The organism is Monashia sp. NPDC004114, from assembly GCF_053603855.1.
On the sequence record NZ_JBSGGK010000025.1, the window covers coordinates 40036 to 56711 of the forward strand.

Here is a 16676-nt window from a genome sequence, read left to right on the forward strand (position 1 = left end):
GGTGTGCGAAACCAGGCCCGGATGCCGGTGCCCGCGACCAACGAGCCCAGATGACAGAGGAGGACCGCATGTCGAGCGACCTGCCCGACCCCGACGACATGAATGTCGAACCCCGCACCATGCGGTTCCAAGGCGTTCCCGCAGAGACCGAGCACGTCGAGTCGCTCGACCCCAGAGGCCTGACGGCCGAGGACCAGGCGACGATCGAGGCGCTGCGCCCCGGCACCGCCCTGCTCGTCGTGCTGCGTGGCCCCAACACGGGTGCCCGGTTCCTGCTCGACGACCAGGAGGTGGCCGCCGGCCGTCACCCTGACTCCGACATCTTCCTCGACGACGTGACGGTCTCACGCAAGCACGCGGTGTTCGTCATGCAGGGCACCGGATATGTCGTGCGCGACTCCGGCTCGCTCAACGGCACGTATGTCAACCGGGAGCGGATCGAGGAGGCCCCGCTGCATACGGGCGACGAGGTCCAGATCGGCAAGTTCCGGCTCGTCTACTACGCCGCCTGACGTCCGGACGTCGCGACCCGGATGACCACTCGCGCGACGGCCGGTGACGGGCCGGGTGCGGTCGAGCGCCGCCTGACGATCGGCAAGGTCCTCGCCGCTCTCGAGGCCGACTTCCCGGACGTCACGGCGTCGAAGATCCGCTTCCTCGAGTCCGAAGGGCTTGTTCACCCGCATCGCACCGATGCCGGCTACCGCACGTATGCCGCCGAGGACGTCGAGCGTCTTCGCTACATCCTTGCGGCACAGCGGGATCGGTACTGGCCGCTCAAGGTGATCAAGGAGGCGCTCGACGCGCTCGACCGCGGCCTCGCAGACTCGGGCAACGGCGGCGGCCTGCCCAAAGCGCCGCCCATGGTGGTCGACCGCGACCTCCCCAGTGGCGCCGACCTGCTCGAGCGCCGCCGCGTGGCGCTGACCGGACCGGAGCTGCGGCAGGCGACCGGGATCGACCGGGCCACGTTCAACGCCCTCGAGACTTTCGGCCTGCTGCAGGCCGATGCGACGGGTCACTATGGCGACGAGTCTCTTGCTGTGGCTGCGGCCGCCCGCACTCTCGGCCAGTACGGTCTCGAGCCCCGGCACCTGCGTCCGTTCAAGACCGCCGCGGACCGCGAGATCGGCCTCGTCGAGCAGGTCCTGGCCACGCGTCGTGGCGGCGGCACGCGCGACGAGCGAGCTGCCGAGATCGTGTCGGCCTGCGTCGCGCTGCACGTCGCGCTCGTCAAGGCGGGGCTCGCCCGTTGAGGGCGTCCCGTCGCCCAAGGACGCGGGGTACGGTGGAGGCGTGAGAGAGGTCGATGTCCTTGGCGTCCGGGTCGAGATGCCGACCAACCAGCCGATCGTGCTGCTGCGCGAGCGCGACGGTGGTCGCTATCTCCCGATCTGGATCGGCGCCGCTGAGGCGGCTGCGATCACCTATGCCCAGCAGGGGGTCGTGCCCCCGCGCCCGCTGACGCACGACCTCATGCGCGACATCCTCGCGGCGCTCGGTCACGAGCTGACCGAGGTGCGGATCGTGGCGCTCAAAGACTCCGTCTTCCACGCGGCCCTCATCATCGACGGCACGTCCGAGATCAGCTCGCGCGCCAGCGATGCGATTGCGCTCGCCCTGCGAACCGGCTCCAAGGTGCTGGTCGAGCCCTCGATCCTCGACGAGGCCGCGATCGTCGTCTCCTCGGAGGAGGACGACGAGGTCGAGCGCTTCAAGGAGTTCCTCGACCACGTCTCCGCTGAGGACTTCGAGGGGCCGGCGAGCACTGACCCTGACCGTGAGGAGTGAGCCGGCGAAGGCCGGGTCGGACGGCACGGATAGGCTCACCTTCAAGGTGAACCTGAATGTTGGCGGTGCGACAGCGACACGCCAGGCACGTCAGGTCGACGGTGATTGACGGCCCAACGGTCGCGGCCTACCGTCAAAGAGAACGACGCGACTGTAGTTATCTGGATGTCGTCTGCGCCCAGACGCCGAAGCAGCCGCGCGCCACGCACAACCCCGCAGCCAAGCACGAGGAGGACGGCATGGCCGCCATCGAGGACGCGCCCGAGGTCAGTCGGTCGATTCCGATCGGGTCGCAAGGCCTGCTGTTCACCGACGACCTTCCCGAGCTCGCCGAGGACATCGGGTACCGCGGCCCGACCGCGTGCAAGGCGGCCGGGATCACCTACCGTCAGCTCGACTACTGGGCCCGCACCGGCCTCGTCGAGCCCTCGGTCCGCAGCGCCACCGGCTCGGGGACCCAGCGGCTCTACGGCTTCCGCGACATCCTCGTGCTCAAGGTCGTCAAGCGGCTCCTCGATACCGGCGTGTCGCTGCAGCAGATCCGGATCGCGATCGGGCACCTGCGGGAGCGGGGTGTCGAGGACCTTGCCCAGATCACCCTGATGAGCGACGGCGCCTCGGTCTACGAGTGCACCTCCGCCGACGAGGTGATCGACCTGGTCCAGGGCGGCCAGGGCGTGTTCGGCATCGCCGTGGGCCGCGTATGGCGCGAGGTCGAGGGTGAGCTGGCGCAGCTGCCGAGCGAGCGTGCGGAGGACGAGCCGGCCGACCACCACCCCGGTGACGAGCTCGGCGCGCGCCGCCAGGCACGTCGCATGGCCTGAGCGAGCCCTACCGCTCGCCGGCGATTCCAGCCAGAGGCGTCTCGGCTGGTAGATTCGTAAGGCCGATCGACCCTGCGTGGGAGAGTCCTCGGGGTGCAGCCGCCGCCGCACCTGCGAGGCGCCGAAGGGGCAACATCCCCGGAACCTCTCAGGCGCCAGGACCACGCGGGCGAGGCACATCTGGAGACGATGCACCACTGGGGGTCACGTCGACAGACGGGGAGCGTGTGTCGTCCGCTCAAACCCGCAGGAGCCCCAATGTCGCTCGACCAGCTCGCCGCCCCCCACTCCCTCTCCGAGGGCCCGAACGGCACGGCCTCGATGGCCGACTTCGTCGGCCGCCACGTCGGCCCCGAGGGTGACGACATCACCCACATGCTCGAGGTCGTGGGACAGCCCAGCCTCGACGCGATGGCCGATCGCGCCATCCCGGGCGCGATCCGCTCGGAGTCGCCCCTGCGCATCGAGGCGGCGGCCAGCGAGAGCGCCGTCATCGACGAGCTGCGCGGCTACGCGTCGCGCAACACCGTGCTCACCTCGCTCATCGGCCTGGGCTACTACGGCACGGTGACACCGCCGGTCGTGCGTCGTAACGTCCTCGAGAGCCCCGCCTGGTACACCGCATACACGCCGTACCAGCCCGAGATCTCCCAGGGTCGGCTCGAGGCACTGCTCAACTTCCAGACGGTCGTCACGGACCTGACCGGCCTCGACGTGGCCGGCTCGTCGCTGCTCGACGAGTCGACCGCTGCTGCCGAGGCGATGTCGCTCATGCGCCGGGTCAGCAAGGCCGCCGCTGACGGCGTGGTCCTCGTCGATCGCCAGGTCTTCCCGCAGACGATCGCGGTGATGCAGACGCGTGCCGAGGCGATCGGCCTGCCCCTGCTCGTCACCGACCTCGGCGGCGTCTCGGACCCGGAGTCCCTGGCGGTCGCAGCCGAGGGCAAGGCCGTTGTCGGCGTCATGGTGCAGTACCCGGACGCCTCCGGTCACCTGCACGACTGGGCAGGCCTCGCCGCGGCGGCACACGACGCCGGCGCCCTCGTGACGGCATGCGCCGACCTGCTGGCACTGACGCTGGTCGCCGCGCCCGGGGAGTGGGGCGCCGACATCTCGGTCGGCAGCGCGCAGCGGTTCGGGGTGCCGATGGGCTTCGGCGGCCCGCACGCGGGCTACATGTCGGTCCATCGCGGCCTCGAGCGGCAGCTGCCCGGCCGCCTCGTCGGGGTCTCCGTCGACGCCGACGGCCACCCGGCATACCGCCTGGCGCTGCAGACGCGCGAGCAGCACATCCGCCGCGAGAAGGCGACCTCCAACATCTGCACCGCCCAGGTGCTCCTCGCCGTCATGGCGAGCATGTATGCCGTGTGGCACGGGCCGGCCGGCCTGGCGCGGATCGCGCGGCGGGTGGCCTCGCTCACTGCCGGGATGCGCTCGGCGCTGCTCGAGGGAGGCGTGGACGTCGAGACCACCGCCTACTTCGACACCATCACGGTGTCCGTGCCCGGTCGTGCCGACACCGTCGTCTCCGGCTTCGCAGATCGCGGCATGAACATCCGCCGTGTCGACGCCGACCGCGTCTCCCTCAGCCTCGACGAGACGTCCACTGCCGCAACGGTTCTCGCAGTCCTCGCGGCCTTCGGCATCGCCGTCGCCGACGACGCGAAGGCCAGCTGGGGCGCCGACGAGGCGAGCGGCATACCCGCCGAGCTGGCGCGGACGACCGACTACCTCACCCACCCCGTCTTCCACTCGCACCACTCCGAGACGGCCATGCTGCGTTACCTGCGCAAGCTCGCCGACCGTGACTTCGCGCTCGACCGCGGGATGATCCCGCTCGGGTCGTGCACGATGAAGCTCAACGCCACGACCGAGATGGAAGCGGTCACGTGGCCCGAGTTCGCGAACCTCCACCCGTTCGCGCCCGCAGACCAGACCGAGGGCATTCGCGCCCTCATCGACGACCTGGCCGGCTGGCTCTGCGAGATCACCGGCTACGACGCCGTCTCGCTCCAGCCCAACGCCGGCTCGCAGGGCGAGTTCGCCGGGCTGCTCGCGATCCACGCCTACCACCAGGCGCGCGGTGAAGGTCACCGCCGCGTGTGCCTGATCCCGGCCAGCGCCCACGGCACGAACGCAGCCTCGGCCGTCATGGCCGGCCTCAAGGTCGTCGTCGTCAGGACGGCCGAGGGAGGAACCGTCGACCTGGACGACCTGCGGGCCAAGGTCGAGGCGCACCGCGACGACCTCGCCGCGATCATGGTCACCTACCCCTCGACCCACGGTGTCTACGAGGACACCGTCAGCGAGCTGTGCGAGCTCGTGCACGACGCCGGTGGCCAGGTCTATGTCGATGGCGCCAACCTCAACGCCCTCGTCGGGCTCGCCCAGCCCGGCAAGTTCGGCGCCGACGTCTCGCACCTCAACCTGCACAAGACCTTCTGCATCCCGCACGGCGGCGGCGGCCCCGGCGTCGGCCCGGTCGCGGTCCGCGCGCACCTGGCCCCGCATCTGCCGAACCACCCGCTCGCCCCCGAGGCAGGCCCGGAGAACGGCGTGGGCCCGGTGTCCGCAGCACCCTTCGGGTCGGCGAGCATCCTGCCGATCTCGTGGGCCTACGTGCGGCTCATGGGCGGTGACGGCCTGCGTCACGCGACCCAGATGGCGGTCCTCGGGGCCAACTACATTGCGGCACGCCTGCGCGACCACTACCCGGTGCTCTACTCCGGACACGACGGGCTCGTGGCCCACGAGTGCATCCTGGACCTGCGCCAGATCACGGCCGAGACGGGCGTCACCGTCGACGACGTCGCCAAGCGCCTCATCGACTACGGCTTCCACGCGCCGACCATGAGCTTCCCGGTCGCCGGCACGCTCATGGTCGAGCCCACCGAGTCCGAGAACCTCTACGAGCTCGACCGGTTCTGCGACGCCATGATCGCGATCCGAGAGGAGATCGAGTCGATCGGGCGAGGTGAGGTCGCCGTGGCCGACAGCATGCTGCGGCACGCGCCGCACACCTCGCTCGGTATGGCGGGGGAGTGGGACCACCCGTACGACCGCAAAGCCGCGGCCTTCCCCGTCGGTGTGCACGCTGCAGACAAGTACTGGCCACCGGTGAGCCGGATCGACGGAGCCTACGGCGACCGCAACCTCGTGTGCTCGTGCCCGCCCCCCGAGGCGTTCGAGGGCTGAAACCACCGACGCGAATCTCTCGCGGCGCGTGCCCGAGTGTGGTTGTCTCGTGCCGTGGGAGCCGACGTCGAACAGGCCAGGTACACACGCGAGCAGCGGCAGCAGTACCGCGAGAAGGTGCGTCGAGATCTCGACGTGTTCGAGCGGATGCTCGGGCACAGCCAGTTCGAGTTCGACCGGCCGATGACCGGTCTCGAGATCGAGCTCAACCTCGTGTCCGAGGATCTCGGTCCGAAGCTCGACAACAAGTCCGTGCTCGAGCAGATCGCGGACCCCGACTACCAGACCGAGCTCGCGCGCTACAACATCGAGCTCAACGTGCACCCGCGGCCGCTGCCGGGTGACGCCGCGCTCGAGCTGGAGGCGGACCTGCGCGAGTCGCTCAACCGCGCCTCGGACAAGGCAAGCGAGCTGCACACCGGGATCGTCGCCATCGGGATCCTGCCGACCGTCATGCCAGAGCACTTCGAGGGCGACTGGATCAGCGAGAACATCCGGTATGCCGCGCTGAACAACGCCGTGCTCGACGCGCGCGGTGAGGACGTCTGGCTGGAGCTCGAGGGGCCCACGGGGGAGCGGATCGCTCGCTACTCCGACAGCCTGGCGCCCGAGTCTGCCTGCACGTCCATCCAGCTGCACCTGCAGGTCCAGCCCGAGAGGTTCGCCGACCACTGGAATGCCGCCCAGGTGCTGGCCGGCCCGCAGCTCGCGCTCGGTGCCAACTCGCCCTTCTTCCTGGGCCAGCGGCTCTGGGCCGAGACCCGGATCCCGCTGTTCACCCAGGCGACCGACACGCGCTCCGTCGAGCTGAAGAACCAGGGGGTCCGCCCGCGGGTGTGGTTCGGAGAGCGCTGGATCACCTCGATCTTCGACCTGTTCGAGGAGAACGTCCGCTACTTCCCGGCGCTGCTGCCGGAGATCTCCGACGAGGAGCCGGAGACCGTCTTCGAGCGTGGCGAGGTGCCCGCCCTGAAGGAGCTGCGCCTGCACAACGGCACGGTCTACCGCTGGAACCGCCCGATCTACGACATCGTCAGCGGCCTGCCGCACCTGCGTGTCGAGAACCGGGTCCTGCCCGCCGGGCCCAGCATCGCCGACGTGCTCGCCAACGCCGCCTTCTACTACGGCACCCTCCGGGTCCTGGCGGAGGAGGACCGGCCGGTCTGGACTCGGATGAGCTTCTCCGCGGCGGAGTCGAACTTCGAGGAGGGCGCCCGCCTCGGCATCGACAGCCGCACGTACTGGCCCGGCTTCGGCGAGGTTCCCTCGACCGAGCTGGTCCTGCGACGACTGCTGCCGATGGCGCATGAAGGTCTCGACCGATGGGGCGTGTCGGCCGCCGTGCGCGACCGGTACCTGTCGATCATCGAGCAGCGCTGCATCCGTGGCGTCAACGGGGCGTCCTGGCAGACCGACTGCGTGAGCCGGCTGGAGGCACAGGGCCTGACCCGGGACAAGGCGCTGCGCGAGATGCTCGCGCGCTACATCGAGGGCATGATGGCGAACGAGCCGGTGCACTCCTGGGAGCTGCCGAGCGCCTGACCGGTGATCGGTACGTGGGGCAGCCCCGTCACTCCTCGGTGAGCAGCCGCCACGGCGAGAGGTTGTACATCCCGATGCAGCGGGTCGCCCGGTGGTGCGTCAGGACACTCATCGACCCGGCGTCGAGGACGAGCTGCTGGCCGAACCGCGGGTCGAGGCCGAGGTACGTCGCCGTGAGCACCCGCAGCGCATGGCCGTGGCCGAAGAGTGCGACATCGCCGTTACTGAGGTCGGGCCAGACCTTGTCGATGACCTGCTGCGCTCGCGCAGACACGTCCTCGAGGGTCTCGCCGGGGGTCTCGCCCGGCTTGACCCCGTCGACGAAGACCTCCCACGGGTGGCCCACCTCGGCGCTGATCTGCTTGGTGGTCACACCCTCGTAGGCGCCGTAGTCCCACTCGCGCAGGAGCGGCTCGACCTCGAAGTCTCCGAGCCCGGCGAGCTCTGCGGTGCGCTTGGCCCGCTGCAGCGGCGAGACGAGCACCCGCTCGAAGGAGTGCCGGCGCAGCACGTCGGCCAGCTCTCGTGCGGCGGCCTCGCCCTCGGGGAGCAGCGGCAGGTCGGTTCGCCCGGTGTGCTGGCCGGTCAGTGACCACTCGGTCTCCCCGTGTCGGAACAGGTAGATGCTGCCGGGGACGACGCGGTCGGGAGCGGCCATGCGGCCAAATGTAGCCCTGCGGCAGACTCTGCTCGTGGACCTTCCATTCGTGCTGCTCAACGTCTTCGCCATCGAGGGAGACCCGTTCTCGGGCAACCAGCTCGCCGTGTTCCCCGAGGCAGCCGGCCTCGATGACGTGACGATGCAGGCCTGGGCACGCCAGTTCAACCTCAGCGAGACGACCTTCGTCACCGGTGAGTCGCCGGGCGACCCGGCCTTCGCTGACGTGCGGATCTTCACGGCGTCGTACGAGATGCCGTTCGCCGGACACCCGACCCTGGGCACCGCACACGTCGTCGCAGCCCGCGCGGCCGCCCGCGCCGGTGCGCCCGTCGACGCCGTCAGGCTGCGTATGCCGGCCGGTGCCATCCCGGTGTCGCGGATCGACGGCGGATGGTCGCTGCAGGCAAACCCGCCCACGCACCGCGACCCTGATGTAACGCCCGCGCAGCTGGCGGCGGCGCTCGGCACGGCCGTCGAAGAGGTCGTCGAGGGCTCGGCTCAGTGGGTCGACTGCGGCGTCGAGTCGCTCGTGGTGCGGCTCCACGACGTGGCGGCGTTGCGCACCATGAGTCCTGTCGTGGCCTTGCTCCACGAGCACCTGGACGGCGGCGACCGTCCGCCGCACGTCTATGCCTGGGTTCGGACCGGCCAGGGGGCGGTCGAGGCGCGGATGTTCGCGGCAAGCGGGTCGATGCTCGAGGAGGACCCGGCAACAGGCTCGGCCTGTGCGAACCTCGGTGGCTGGTTCGTCGGGCGTGGCGAGCGGGACCTGCAGCTCACCGTCGCCCAGGGTGCGCAGACCGGCCGCCCGTCGCGGCTGCGCCTCGGTCTCGGACCGGCGGGTGAGATCACGGTCGGCGGCCTGGTCACCGAGGTCGGATCCGGGGTCGTCTCCGCCACTGGTGCCTCGCAGGTGGCACGATCCTGACATGCCCACCTACATCGGCTTTCTTCGCGCGGTGAACCTTGGCAACACTCGCAAGGTGAGCATGCAGAGACTGCGGGAGCTGCTGAGCGACAACGGTTTCGAGGACGTGGAGACTCACATACAGAGCGGCAACGTCAAGGTTCGCACGGGGACGCGCAGCGTCGCCAAGGTCGAGAAGGACCTGCGCGCACTGATCAGCGACGCGTTCGGCTTCGACGTCCCTGTCGTCGTCCGCACACCGGCGCAGCTCAAGAGGCTCGCCGCAGAGGCCGACGAGCTCGCCTCACCGATCGCTCCCGACGCCCGCCGCTATGTGACCTTCATGACCGGCGACCTGAAACCCGAGGGCGTGGAGGCCCTGCACGCCTGGGACGTGCCCACCGAGGCGGCCCGCGTCATCGACCACGACGTGGTGCTGTTCCTCGCCGACGGGGTCCAGGGCTCGCGCCTCTCCAACGACCGGATCGAGAGACTCACCGGTGCGGTCGGCACCGCAAGGAACATCACGGTCGTGCGGGCTCTGGCCGAGAAATGGTGCGGCTGAGCGACCCGACGGACCGCCGCGAGCCGCCTCGAGCCGCTCGGCCGGGCCACCACAGCGCCCAAGCCCGCCGGTCGGCATACCTCGTGGCGGTCGGCCGGCGCACGCCATCGGGTCCTAGAGACGCGACCGCCGGACGAGCTCGAAGCAGACGACCGCCGCGGCCGCTGAGACGTTGAGCGACTCCACGCCGGACGCCATCGGGATCGACACCCAGGTGTCGACGACGGCGGCCACCTCGGGAGCGAGCCCAGCGGTCTCGCTGCCGAGCACGAAGGCGACCGGCTCGCGCAGGTGCGCCTGGAACAGGTCGTCGTCACCGTCCGCGTCCAGGCCCACGACGTGGAATCCGTTGGCCTTCAGGGACGACACGGCTTCGTATGCCGTCGCGACCTTGAGGATGGGGGCGCGGAAGGCGACCCCGGCCGAAGCCTTGACCACGAGCGGGTCGAGGGAGGCGACGCCCTTGCGTGGGACGACGACGCCGTCGACGCCGGCGGCGGTCGCCGAGCGCAGGATCATCCCGACGTTCGCCGGGGTCGTCACCCCGTCGAGCACGAGGACGGTACGCAGGTCGGTCCGGTCGGAGCCGTCCAGGGCCGCGGCGAGCGGCCGCATCCTGGGCGCGACGACGTCGGCGAAGACCCCCTGGTCCTGGCGGCCGTTGCCCGCCAGCTTCTTGACGCGCTCCGCACTGGCTCGCTGCACCGCGACGCCACGGCGCCGCGCGGCCTGCTCGATCTCACGAATGCCGCCGCCTCGGGCGCTGTCTGCGATGACGACCTTGTCGACGAGCAGGTCGCCGTCGAGAAGCACCTCGTGGACGGGATTCCGGCCGTAGACCGTGATGAAGCGGTCCTTCGGGGAGATGTCTGTCGTCACGCGCTCAGGATGTCATGGCCGGCTCTCCTGGCCGGGATCGATCGCTGCGTTGGGCGCGACGGAGCAATCGATCACCGGGCCTGCGGGCACGTACTTCACCAGGGCGCAGTTGCGCTTGAGGAGCTCCTCGCGCAGGTGGCGGCCCGAGCGGCGGTCGATCACGGTGCGCCAGATCTCGTTGCGCCTGAACACGTCGACGCCGTTCGACATGAACACTTCGTCCTTGGCGAAGACCTTGTAGGAGAAGGGGGCTGCGTGACTGGTTCGCCAGCTGGCAGATGCCACCGCCGACCCCGGTGCGGGCCTCCCCGTTGGACAGCCGCATTCCTTCGACGTAGCCCTTGCGTGGGGTGCAGTTTCCGACCACCCGGTTGAAGGAGAAGGACTCACCGGGCCGTACGAGGATGCCGTCCACCCTCGCCGCGGCCAGCCTCAGGTTGACGACCTTCCCCCGCTGCAGGTGCATCTCGTCCTCCGAGAGCTCGCGCATGAGCAGGGACGAGTGAGTCTTGACCCGCTGTGCCAGGGGCTCTCGGTCACGGGCGCCGGCCCAGGCTGCGGTCGAGCGCAACCAGGCCAGTCGCCGGCGTGCCCGGTGGGCGCGCACGGCGAGCGGGTAGAGCGCGGGGATCCGTTCAGTGAGGCGCGGGCGTGCGATGACCCGCTGCGGTGGCACGAAGCCCGGCGGTGGCGCGACCAGCTCCATGAACGTACCTCCCCTGTGGCTGGACGATCTGCGGGTCAGTGTGACGGATCGAGCCCGGGCAGCTTGCGCGGCGCGCCGAACCGCGGGAATGGGGGAGGGGAGGTCCTTGTTAGGTACAATTGAAATATCAACCATTAGGAGCTGGGACACATGCAGTTCGGGATCTTCACCGTTGGCGACGTCACCACGGACCCCACGACCGGCCGGACGCCGACCGAGCACGAGCGGATCAAGGCCACGGTCGAGATCGCCAAGAAGGCCGAGGAGGTCGGTCTTGACGTCTTCGCGACCGGACAGCACCACAACCCGCCGTTCATCCCGTCCGCGCCGACGACCACCCTTGCATACATCGCCGCGCAGACCGAGCGGATCCTCCTGTCGACCTCGACCACGCTCATCACCACGACCGACCCGGTACGTATCGCGGAGGACTACGCGACCCTGCAGCATCTGAGCGAGGGCCGGATGGACCTCATGATGGGCCGCGGCAACACCGGTCCCGTCTACCCGTGGTTCGGCAAGGACATCCGCGATGGGATCCCGCTCGCGATCGAGAACTACGCGCTGCTGCATCGCCTGTGGCGCGAGGACGTCGTCAGCTGGCAGGGGAAGTACCGCACCCCGCTGCAAGGGTTCACCTCCACGCCCCGCCCGCTGGACGGCATACCCCCGTTCGTGTGGCACGGCTCGATCCGCAGCCCCGAGATCGCCGAGCAGGCCGCTTACTACGGTGACGGCTTCTTCTCGAACCACATCTTCTGGCCGGCCGAGCACACCGCCCAGATGGTCGCGCTCTACCGCCGCCGCTTCGAGCACTACGGCCACGGCAGCGCCGACCAGGCCATCGTCGGGCTCGGGGGACAGGTCTTCATGCGCAAGAGCTCCCAGGACGCCGTCCGCGAGTTCCGTCCGTACTTCGACAACGCGCCGGTCTACGGGCACGGGCCCTCCCTCGAGGAGTTCACCGCGCAGACGCCGCTGACGGTGGGCAGCCCCCAGCAGGTCATCGAGCGCACCCTCGGCTTCCGTGACTACGTCGGGGACTACCAGCGCCAGCTGTGGCTCCTCGACCACGCGGGCCTTCCGCTGAAGACCGTGCTCGAGCAGCTCGACATCCTCGGCGAGGAGGTCGTCCCGGTGCTGCGCAAGGAGTTCGCCGCGCTCAAGCCGGCGCACGTCCCGGACGCGCCCACGCACGCCGGCCTCGTCGCCGCTGCCGGCGGCGGCCGCGACGCGACCGTCACCGCGGTCGACGACGTCACCGGTGCGTCCCCCGACGCCACCACCACCGCTTCGACCCTTCCGGAGGTGCACTGATGAACCCGATCCACATCGCGGTGATCACGGCCGGCCTCACGCAGCCGTCATCGACTCGCATGCTCGCCGACCGGCTCACCGAGGCGGCCGTACGTGCCCTCTCGCCGCGAGAGGTCGTCGTCGAGGTCGTCGAGGTGCGCGACATCGCGCACGACCTGACCAACAACGTCCTCACCGGCTTCGCGTCGCCTGACCTTCAGGTCCGGCTGGACGCGATCTCGGAGGCGGACGCGGTGGTCGTCGCCACGCCGGTGTATGCCGCGTCGTACAGCGGGCTGTTCAAGATGCTCATCGACGTCCTGCCGAAGGACGCCCTGCGCAACACCCCGGTGCTGCTCGGGGCGACGGGTGGCACCGCGCGCCACTCGCTGGCCATCGACCACGCACTGCGTCCGCTGTTCGCGCACCTCGGCGCGCTGGTCGCTCCGACCGCGGTCTTCGCGGCATCGGAGGACTGGGGGAGCGTCGACGCCGGCCGACTCGACGACCGCATCGACCGGGCGGGTTCCGCGTTCGCCGACCTCGTCGCGGGCCGACCGGCCCGGACCCGCGTCGACCCGTTCGAGCAGGTCACCCCCTTCGAGTCGATGCTGTCCGACCTGGCTCGCTGAGCAGGCCCGACCGAGCCATCTGAGCCTCGGGCGGGCAGACTCGTCGTCATGACGGATCCGCCCGCCCGGCCGGCGCTCGCCAGGAGACTGACCCTTCCCGACGCCGTCCTCATCGGCGTCGGCTCGATGGTCGGTGCCGGGCTGTTCAGCGCGTTCGCCCCGGCGGCCCGCTCGGCCGGCTCTTTGCTGCTGCTCGCCCTCGGAGTGGCTGCTGTCGTCGCATTCTGCAACGCCGCGTCGTCAGCGCAGCTCGCCGCGCAGTACCCGACCTCCGGCGGGACCTACGTCTACGGCCGGGAGCGTCTCGGTCCCTGGTGGGGCTTCCTGGCCGGGTGGGGGTTCGTCGTCGGCAAGACCGCTAGCTGCGCGGCCATGGCCCTCGTCTTCGCGGCATACGTCGTCCCCGAGCCGTGGCAGAAGCCCATGGGCGTCGCGGCCGTGGTGGCGCTCGCAGCCGTCAACTACCGCGGCATCAGTCGGACCGCCCGCCTGACCCGGGTCATCGTGACCGTCGTGCTGCTGCTCCTCGCGGTGGCGCTCGTCGCCATCGCTGTCCGCACCACCGGGCCGGGCGGGCCGGCCGTGGCGACCGGCGGGCTGCCGACGGGAGCCGGTGGGGTGCTCCAGGGCGCCGCCATCCTGTTCTTCGCGTTCGCCGGCTATGCGCGCATCGCCACGCTGGGCGAGGAGGTGGTCGAGCCCGAGCGGACCATCCCGCGAGCGATCCTTGGCGCCTTCGCCGTCGTCGTCCCCCTGTATGCCGTGACGGCGATCGTGCTCGTGCAGTCACTCGGCGTGGACGGGCTCGCCGGCAGCTCGGCACCGCTGCGCGACGCTGCCGCCACCGTCCCTGGGGACCCGGCATGGCTGTCCGTCGTCGTCGGGGTCGCCGCCGCCGCAGCGACGCTCGGCGCGCTGCTCGCCCTCATCGCTGGCGTCGGACGCACCAGCCTCGCGATGGCGCGAGAGGGCGACCTGCCGCGCCGCCTCGCTGCCGTCCATCCCACCTATGCGGTTCCCCACGTCGCCGAGGTCGCGGTGGCGGTCGTCGTGTGCCTGCTCGTCGTGCTCGTGGACCTCCGTGGCGTGATCGGGTTCTCGTCGTTCGGGGTGCTGACGTACTACGCAGTCGCGAACGCCTCCGCCCTGACCCAGGACTCGGCCCACCGCCGCTACCCGCGCTTCGTGTCGGCCCTCGGGCTGCTCGGATGCGCGACGCTCGCGCTCGCGGTGCCGGCCGGGTCCCTCGTCGCCGGTGCCGTCGTGCTGGCGATCGGCATGCTGGGACGCCTCGCCCGGCAGTCCGCCGGACGCCGAGGTCACGCGCGCTGAGCGGGCGCCCAGGTCTCGGCGTCGTGCGGGGAGGTGTCCCCTCGACGAGGGAGCGCACGTCGAGTGAGCACCTCCACGCGTGACTCAGGCGATGTCGAGCCGGTCGACGACCATGTCCGCGATCGCCAACGACGCCGTGGCGGCGGGTGAGGGCGCGTTACGGATGCAGAAGACCGGGCCGACCTGGGAGAAGCGGAAGTCCTCGACCAGTGAGCCGTCGGTATCCATCGCCTGGGCGCGCACGCCGGCCTCGGCGCCGACCACGTCGTCGTCGCCGATCTCCGGGACGTAGCGACGCACGCGCGCGACGAAGCGACGGCGGCTCACCGACCCGGCCACCTCGTGCAGGCCGGTCCGGATGTTGGCGCGCGCAAACCGACGAAACCCCTTGGAGAGCAACAGCTCTCGCATCTCATGCAGGTCAACCGCGCGCTTGGTGTAGCCCTCGCGGGCAGTCGCGAGAACCGCGTTCGGGCCGAGGAGGACTTCGCCGTCGACCCGCCTGGTCAGGTGCACCCCGAGGAACGGGTAAGCCGGGTCCGGAACCGGGTAGACTAGTCCCCTCACCAGATGCCGCGCCTGTGGCCGGAGCCGGTGGTACTCACCGCGGAACGGGACGATCCGTGGCTCGCGCACGTCGCCGGCCAGGGCGGCGAGACGGTCTGCCTGCAGCCCTCCAGCCAGCACGACCCGGTCGGCCGCCAGGACGCGCCCATCGTGCGCGACGACCTCGACGCCGCCGTCGTCACGGGCGGCCAGACCCACGACGTCGAACCCCGTGACGAGACCGGCTTCCTGCTCCCGGGCGTCGTCGAGGAAGGAGCGGGCAATGGCGGCAAAGTCGACGATGGCCGTCGTCGGAGAGTGCAGGGCGGCCCGGCCGACGACGTGTGGCTCGATGTCGCGCAGCTGCTCCGGCCCAAGCCAGCGCAGCCCAGGCACACCGTTCGCGGTGGCCCGGGACTCCAGCGTCCGCAGCCGTGCCTCCTCGTCGGCGTCGAGCGCCACGACCACCTTGCCGACCTCGTCGAAGGCGAGCCCCTTCTCGGCGCAGTAGGTGCGCAGGCGACGGACGCCCTCGCGGGAGAACACGGCCTTGTCGGACCCCGGCGCGTAGTAGATGCCCGCGTGGACGACCCCGCTGTTGTGCGAGGTCTGGTGGAGTCCCGGGGCGCGTTCCTTCTCGACGATGGTCACCTCGGGGCGTGGCTCGAGACGGGTGAGCCTGCGGGCGACGGCTGAGCCGACGATCCCAGCACCGACGACGACGACGCGGCTCCGGCTCATCTGTCCGAGCCGGAGCCTCCGGCGATGGCCGCCGCTGCGCGGTCGGCGGCCTCGACGTCAGCCTTCGTCGCGTGGGCCACGTGGGCGGCATACGGCTCGGGGTGGCGTCGCAGGTACGTGCGGATGTAGGGACACAGAGCGACGACCGCGCGCCCGGCGGCGATCGTCGTGTCGAGGGCGTATGCCGCGAGCCGGCCGGCGAGCCCCTGCCCCTCGTACTCCGGGTCGACCTCGGTGTGGAAGAACACGATGCGTTCAGGGCTCTCGCCGGACGCCGGCACTACCGCATATGCCGCCAGGCCGATGACCTGTCCCTCCTGCCTGATCTCGAAACGACCTCGCTCGCGGTTGTCGACGATCTCGACGGGGGCTTCCTCGGCACTCATATGGCCAGCATGGCAGGGTGAGGCCATGGCGAAGTACTTCGACGTGCACCCGGTCGACCCGCAGCCACGGGCGATCGGGCAGGCCGTCGACATCCTGCGCGACGGCGGGCTCATCGCGTACCCCACGGACTCCTGCTTCGCCCTCGGGTGCTCCCTCGACAACCCCGAGGGCAAGGAGCGCATCCTGCGGATCAGACACCTCGACGAGAAGCACCACTTCACCCTGGTGTGCGCGGACTTCGCCCAGCTCGGCCAGCTCGTCCACCTCGACAACTCGGTGTTCCGCGCCATCAAGGCCGCGACTCCCGGGCCGTACACGTTCATCCTCCCCGCGACCCGCGAGGTGCCGAGGCGGCTGCTGCACCCGAAGAAGCGGACCGTCGGGGTGCGCATCCCCGAGCATCCCGTCGTGCGTGAGCTGCTCAAGGCACTCGGCGAGCCGATCCTGTCCAGCACGCTCCTGCTTCCCGGCGACGAGGCCCCGATGACCGAGGGATGGGAGATCAAGGACCGGCTCGACCACGTCATCGACGCGGTCATCGACTCGGGAGAGTGCGGGCTGGAGCCGACGACGGTCGTCGACTACTCAGACGGCTACCCAGAGGTGACGCGCGTGGGCGCGGGTGACCCGACGCCCTTCGAGTGAAACCCTCAGGTTCCGGGCCGGCACCCT

17 protein-coding genes, 1 pseudogene and 1 riboswitch are annotated in these 16676 nt (G+C 70.4%); of the genes and pseudogenes, 12 read left to right on the forward strand and 6 right to left on the reverse strand.

Going from position 1 to position 16676, the window contains the following annotated elements:
- Positions 1 to 50 precede the first annotated feature (50 nt).
- The 6 genes from ACWEOW_RS22850 to ACWEOW_RS22875 all read left to right on the forward strand — a co-directional run bounded on the left by ACWEOW_RS22850 (position 51) and on the right by ACWEOW_RS22875 (position 7352).
- Positions 51 to 512 (forward strand): FHA domain-containing protein, encoded by a 462-nt coding sequence (locus ACWEOW_RS22850; protein ID WP_452271548.1) that lies wholly within the window; start codon positions 51 to 53, stop codon positions 510 to 512.
- 21 nt (positions 513 to 533) lie between these two features.
- On the forward strand, positions 534 to 1256 hold the full coding sequence (gene ftsR, locus ACWEOW_RS22855; RefSeq protein ID WP_452271549.1) for a transcriptional regulator FtsR: 723 nt from the start codon (positions 534 to 536) through the stop codon (positions 1254 to 1256).
- Positions 1257 to 1296: 40 nt separating this feature from the next.
- A complete protein-coding gene (locus ACWEOW_RS22860) occupies positions 1297 to 1791 on the forward strand; it encodes a bifunctional nuclease family protein (protein ID WP_452271550.1) in 495 nt (164 codons plus the stop codon).
- 239 nt (positions 1792 to 2030) lie between these two features.
- Positions 2031 to 2615 carry a MerR family transcriptional regulator gene (locus ACWEOW_RS22865; protein WP_452271551.1) on the forward strand — a complete coding sequence of 195 codons (585 nt, stop codon included), beginning with the start codon at positions 2031 to 2033 and terminating at the stop codon, positions 2613 to 2615.
- 67 nt (positions 2616 to 2682) lie between these two features.
- A riboswitch (glycine riboswitch) is annotated at positions 2683 to 2789 on the forward strand.
- 84 nt (positions 2790 to 2873) lie between these two features.
- Positions 2874 to 5810 (forward strand): aminomethyl-transferring glycine dehydrogenase, encoded by a 2937-nt coding sequence (gcvP, locus tag ACWEOW_RS22870; protein ID WP_452271552.1) that lies wholly within the window; start codon positions 2874 to 2876, stop codon positions 5808 to 5810.
- Positions 5811 to 5864: 54 nt separating this feature from the next.
- Positions 5865 to 7352: a glutamate--cysteine ligase gene (locus ACWEOW_RS22875; RefSeq protein WP_452271553.1), complete on the forward strand. Its 1488-nt coding sequence runs from the start codon at positions 5865 to 5867 to the stop codon at positions 7350 to 7352.
- Positions 7353 to 7380: 28 nt separating this feature from the next.
- Here ACWEOW_RS22875 and ACWEOW_RS22880 read toward each other — a convergent pair whose 3' ends face one another.
- Positions 7381 to 8010 carry a histidine phosphatase family protein gene (locus ACWEOW_RS22880; RefSeq protein WP_452271554.1) on the reverse strand — a complete coding sequence of 210 codons (630 nt, stop codon included), beginning with the start codon at positions 8008 to 8010 and terminating at the stop codon, positions 7381 to 7383.
- Positions 8011 to 8044: 34 nt separating this feature from the next.
- Here ACWEOW_RS22880 and ACWEOW_RS22885 point away from each other — a divergent pair, with 34 nt between their 5' ends.
- Together ACWEOW_RS22885 and ACWEOW_RS22890 are read left to right on the forward strand one after the other, a co-directional pair.
- Positions 8045 to 8941 (forward strand): PhzF family phenazine biosynthesis protein, encoded by an 897-nt coding sequence (locus tag ACWEOW_RS22885; RefSeq protein ID WP_452271555.1) that lies wholly within the window; start codon positions 8045 to 8047, stop codon positions 8939 to 8941.
- A 1-nt stretch (position 8942) separates the two neighbouring features.
- Complete coding sequence (locus ACWEOW_RS22890; protein ID WP_452271556.1) at positions 8943 to 9485, forward strand: DUF1697 domain-containing protein; 543 nt, start codon at positions 8943 to 8945, stop codon at positions 9483 to 9485.
- A 114-nt stretch (positions 9486 to 9599) separates the two neighbouring features.
- On the opposite strand, the gene ACWEOW_RS22895 is transcribed toward ACWEOW_RS22890, so the two are convergent.
- The 3 genes and pseudogenes from ACWEOW_RS22895 to ACWEOW_RS22905 form a co-directional block, all read right to left on the reverse strand.
- Complete coding sequence (locus ACWEOW_RS22895) at positions 9600 to 10364, reverse strand: TrmH family RNA methyltransferase (RefSeq protein WP_452271557.1); 765 nt, start codon at positions 10362 to 10364, stop codon at positions 9600 to 9602.
- Between the two features lie 12 nt (positions 10365 to 10376).
- A complete protein-coding gene (locus ACWEOW_RS22900; protein ID WP_452271577.1) occupies positions 10377 to 10574 on the reverse strand; it encodes a hypothetical protein in 198 nt (65 codons plus the stop codon).
- Positions 10575 to 10605: 31 nt separating this feature from the next.
- Positions 10606 to 11205 (reverse strand): annotated as a pseudogene (locus ACWEOW_RS22905) (VanW family protein); the annotation flags it as partial.
- Between the two features lie 15 nt (positions 11206 to 11220).
- Here ACWEOW_RS22905 and ACWEOW_RS22910 point away from each other — a divergent pair.
- Genes ACWEOW_RS22910 through ACWEOW_RS22920 form a run of 3 tightly spaced genes read left to right on the forward strand, consistent with a single transcriptional unit; the run spans position 11221 to position 14330 of the window.
- Positions 11221 to 12387: an LLM class flavin-dependent oxidoreductase gene (locus tag ACWEOW_RS22910; protein WP_452271558.1), complete on the forward strand. Its 1167-nt coding sequence runs from the start codon at positions 11221 to 11223 to the stop codon at positions 12385 to 12387.
- A complete protein-coding gene (locus ACWEOW_RS22915) occupies positions 12387 to 12998 on the forward strand; it encodes a CE1759 family FMN reductase (RefSeq protein ID WP_452271559.1) in 612 nt (203 codons plus the stop codon). Before ACWEOW_RS22910 ends, ACWEOW_RS22915 begins: the two co-directional genes overlap by 1 nt.
- Positions 12999 to 13046: 48 nt before the next feature.
- Positions 13047 to 14330 (forward strand): APC family permease, encoded by a 1284-nt coding sequence (locus ACWEOW_RS22920; RefSeq protein ID WP_452271560.1) that lies wholly within the window; start codon positions 13047 to 13049, stop codon positions 14328 to 14330.
- Positions 14331 to 14414: 84 nt separating this feature from the next.
- Here ACWEOW_RS22920 and lhgO read toward each other — a convergent pair whose 3' ends face one another.
- Positions 14415 to 15617, reverse strand: coding sequence for an L-2-hydroxyglutarate oxidase (gene lhgO, locus ACWEOW_RS22925; RefSeq protein WP_452271561.1), 1203 nt, complete (start codon positions 15615 to 15617; stop codon positions 14415 to 14417).
- On the reverse strand, positions 15614 to 16003 hold the full coding sequence (locus ACWEOW_RS22930) for a GNAT family N-acetyltransferase (protein WP_452271562.1): 390 nt from the start codon (positions 16001 to 16003) through the stop codon (positions 15614 to 15616). The genes lhgO and ACWEOW_RS22930 overlap by 4 nt, the downstream gene beginning before the upstream one ends.
- Before the next feature lie 25 nt (positions 16004 to 16028).
- On the opposite strand from ACWEOW_RS22930, the gene ACWEOW_RS22935 reads away from it, so the two are divergent.
- Complete coding sequence (locus tag ACWEOW_RS22935) at positions 16029 to 16649, forward strand: L-threonylcarbamoyladenylate synthase (RefSeq protein WP_452271563.1); 621 nt, start codon at positions 16029 to 16031, stop codon at positions 16647 to 16649.
- Positions 16650 to 16676 lie beyond the last annotated feature (27 nt).

Coding starts and splice junctions, on each gene's coding strand:
- ACWEOW_RS22865 (WP_452271551.1), top strand. CDS start 2,031: ATGGCCGCCATCGAGGACGCGCCCGAGGTCAGTCGGTCGATTCCGATC.
- ACWEOW_RS22920 (WP_452271560.1), top strand. CDS start 13,047: ATGACGGATCCGCCCGCCCGGCCGGCGCTCGCCAGGAGACTGACCCTT.
- ACWEOW_RS22880 (WP_452271554.1), bottom strand. CDS start 8,010: ATGGCCGCTCCCGACCGCGTCGTCCCCGGCAGCATCTACCTGTTCCGA.
- ACWEOW_RS22930 (WP_452271562.1), bottom strand. CDS start 16,003: ATGAGTGCCGAGGAAGCCCCCGTCGAGATCGTCGACAACCGCGAGCGA.
- lhgO (WP_452271561.1), bottom strand. CDS start 15,617: ATGAGCCGGAGCCGCGTCGTCGTCGTCGGTGCTGGGATCGTCGGCTCA.
- ACWEOW_RS22915 (WP_452271559.1), top strand. CDS start 12,387: ATGAACCCGATCCACATCGCGGTGATCACGGCCGGCCTCACGCAGCCG.
- ACWEOW_RS22900 (WP_452271577.1), bottom strand. CDS start 10,574: ATGTCGAACGGCGTCGACGTGTTCAGGCGCAACGAGATCTGGCGCACC.
- gcvP (WP_452271552.1), top strand. CDS start 2,874: ATGTCGCTCGACCAGCTCGCCGCCCCCCACTCCCTCTCCGAGGGCCCG.
- ACWEOW_RS22890 (WP_452271556.1), top strand. CDS start 8,943: ATGCCCACCTACATCGGCTTTCTTCGCGCGGTGAACCTTGGCAACACT.
- ACWEOW_RS22935 (WP_452271563.1), top strand. CDS start 16,029: ATGGCGAAGTACTTCGACGTGCACCCGGTCGACCCGCAGCCACGGGCG.
- ACWEOW_RS22910 (WP_452271558.1), top strand. CDS start 11,221: ATGCAGTTCGGGATCTTCACCGTTGGCGACGTCACCACGGACCCCACG.
- ftsR (WP_452271549.1), top strand. CDS start 534: ATGACCACTCGCGCGACGGCCGGTGACGGGCCGGGTGCGGTCGAGCGC.
- ACWEOW_RS22850 (WP_452271548.1), top strand. CDS start 51: ATGACAGAGGAGGACCGCATGTCGAGCGACCTGCCCGACCCCGACGAC.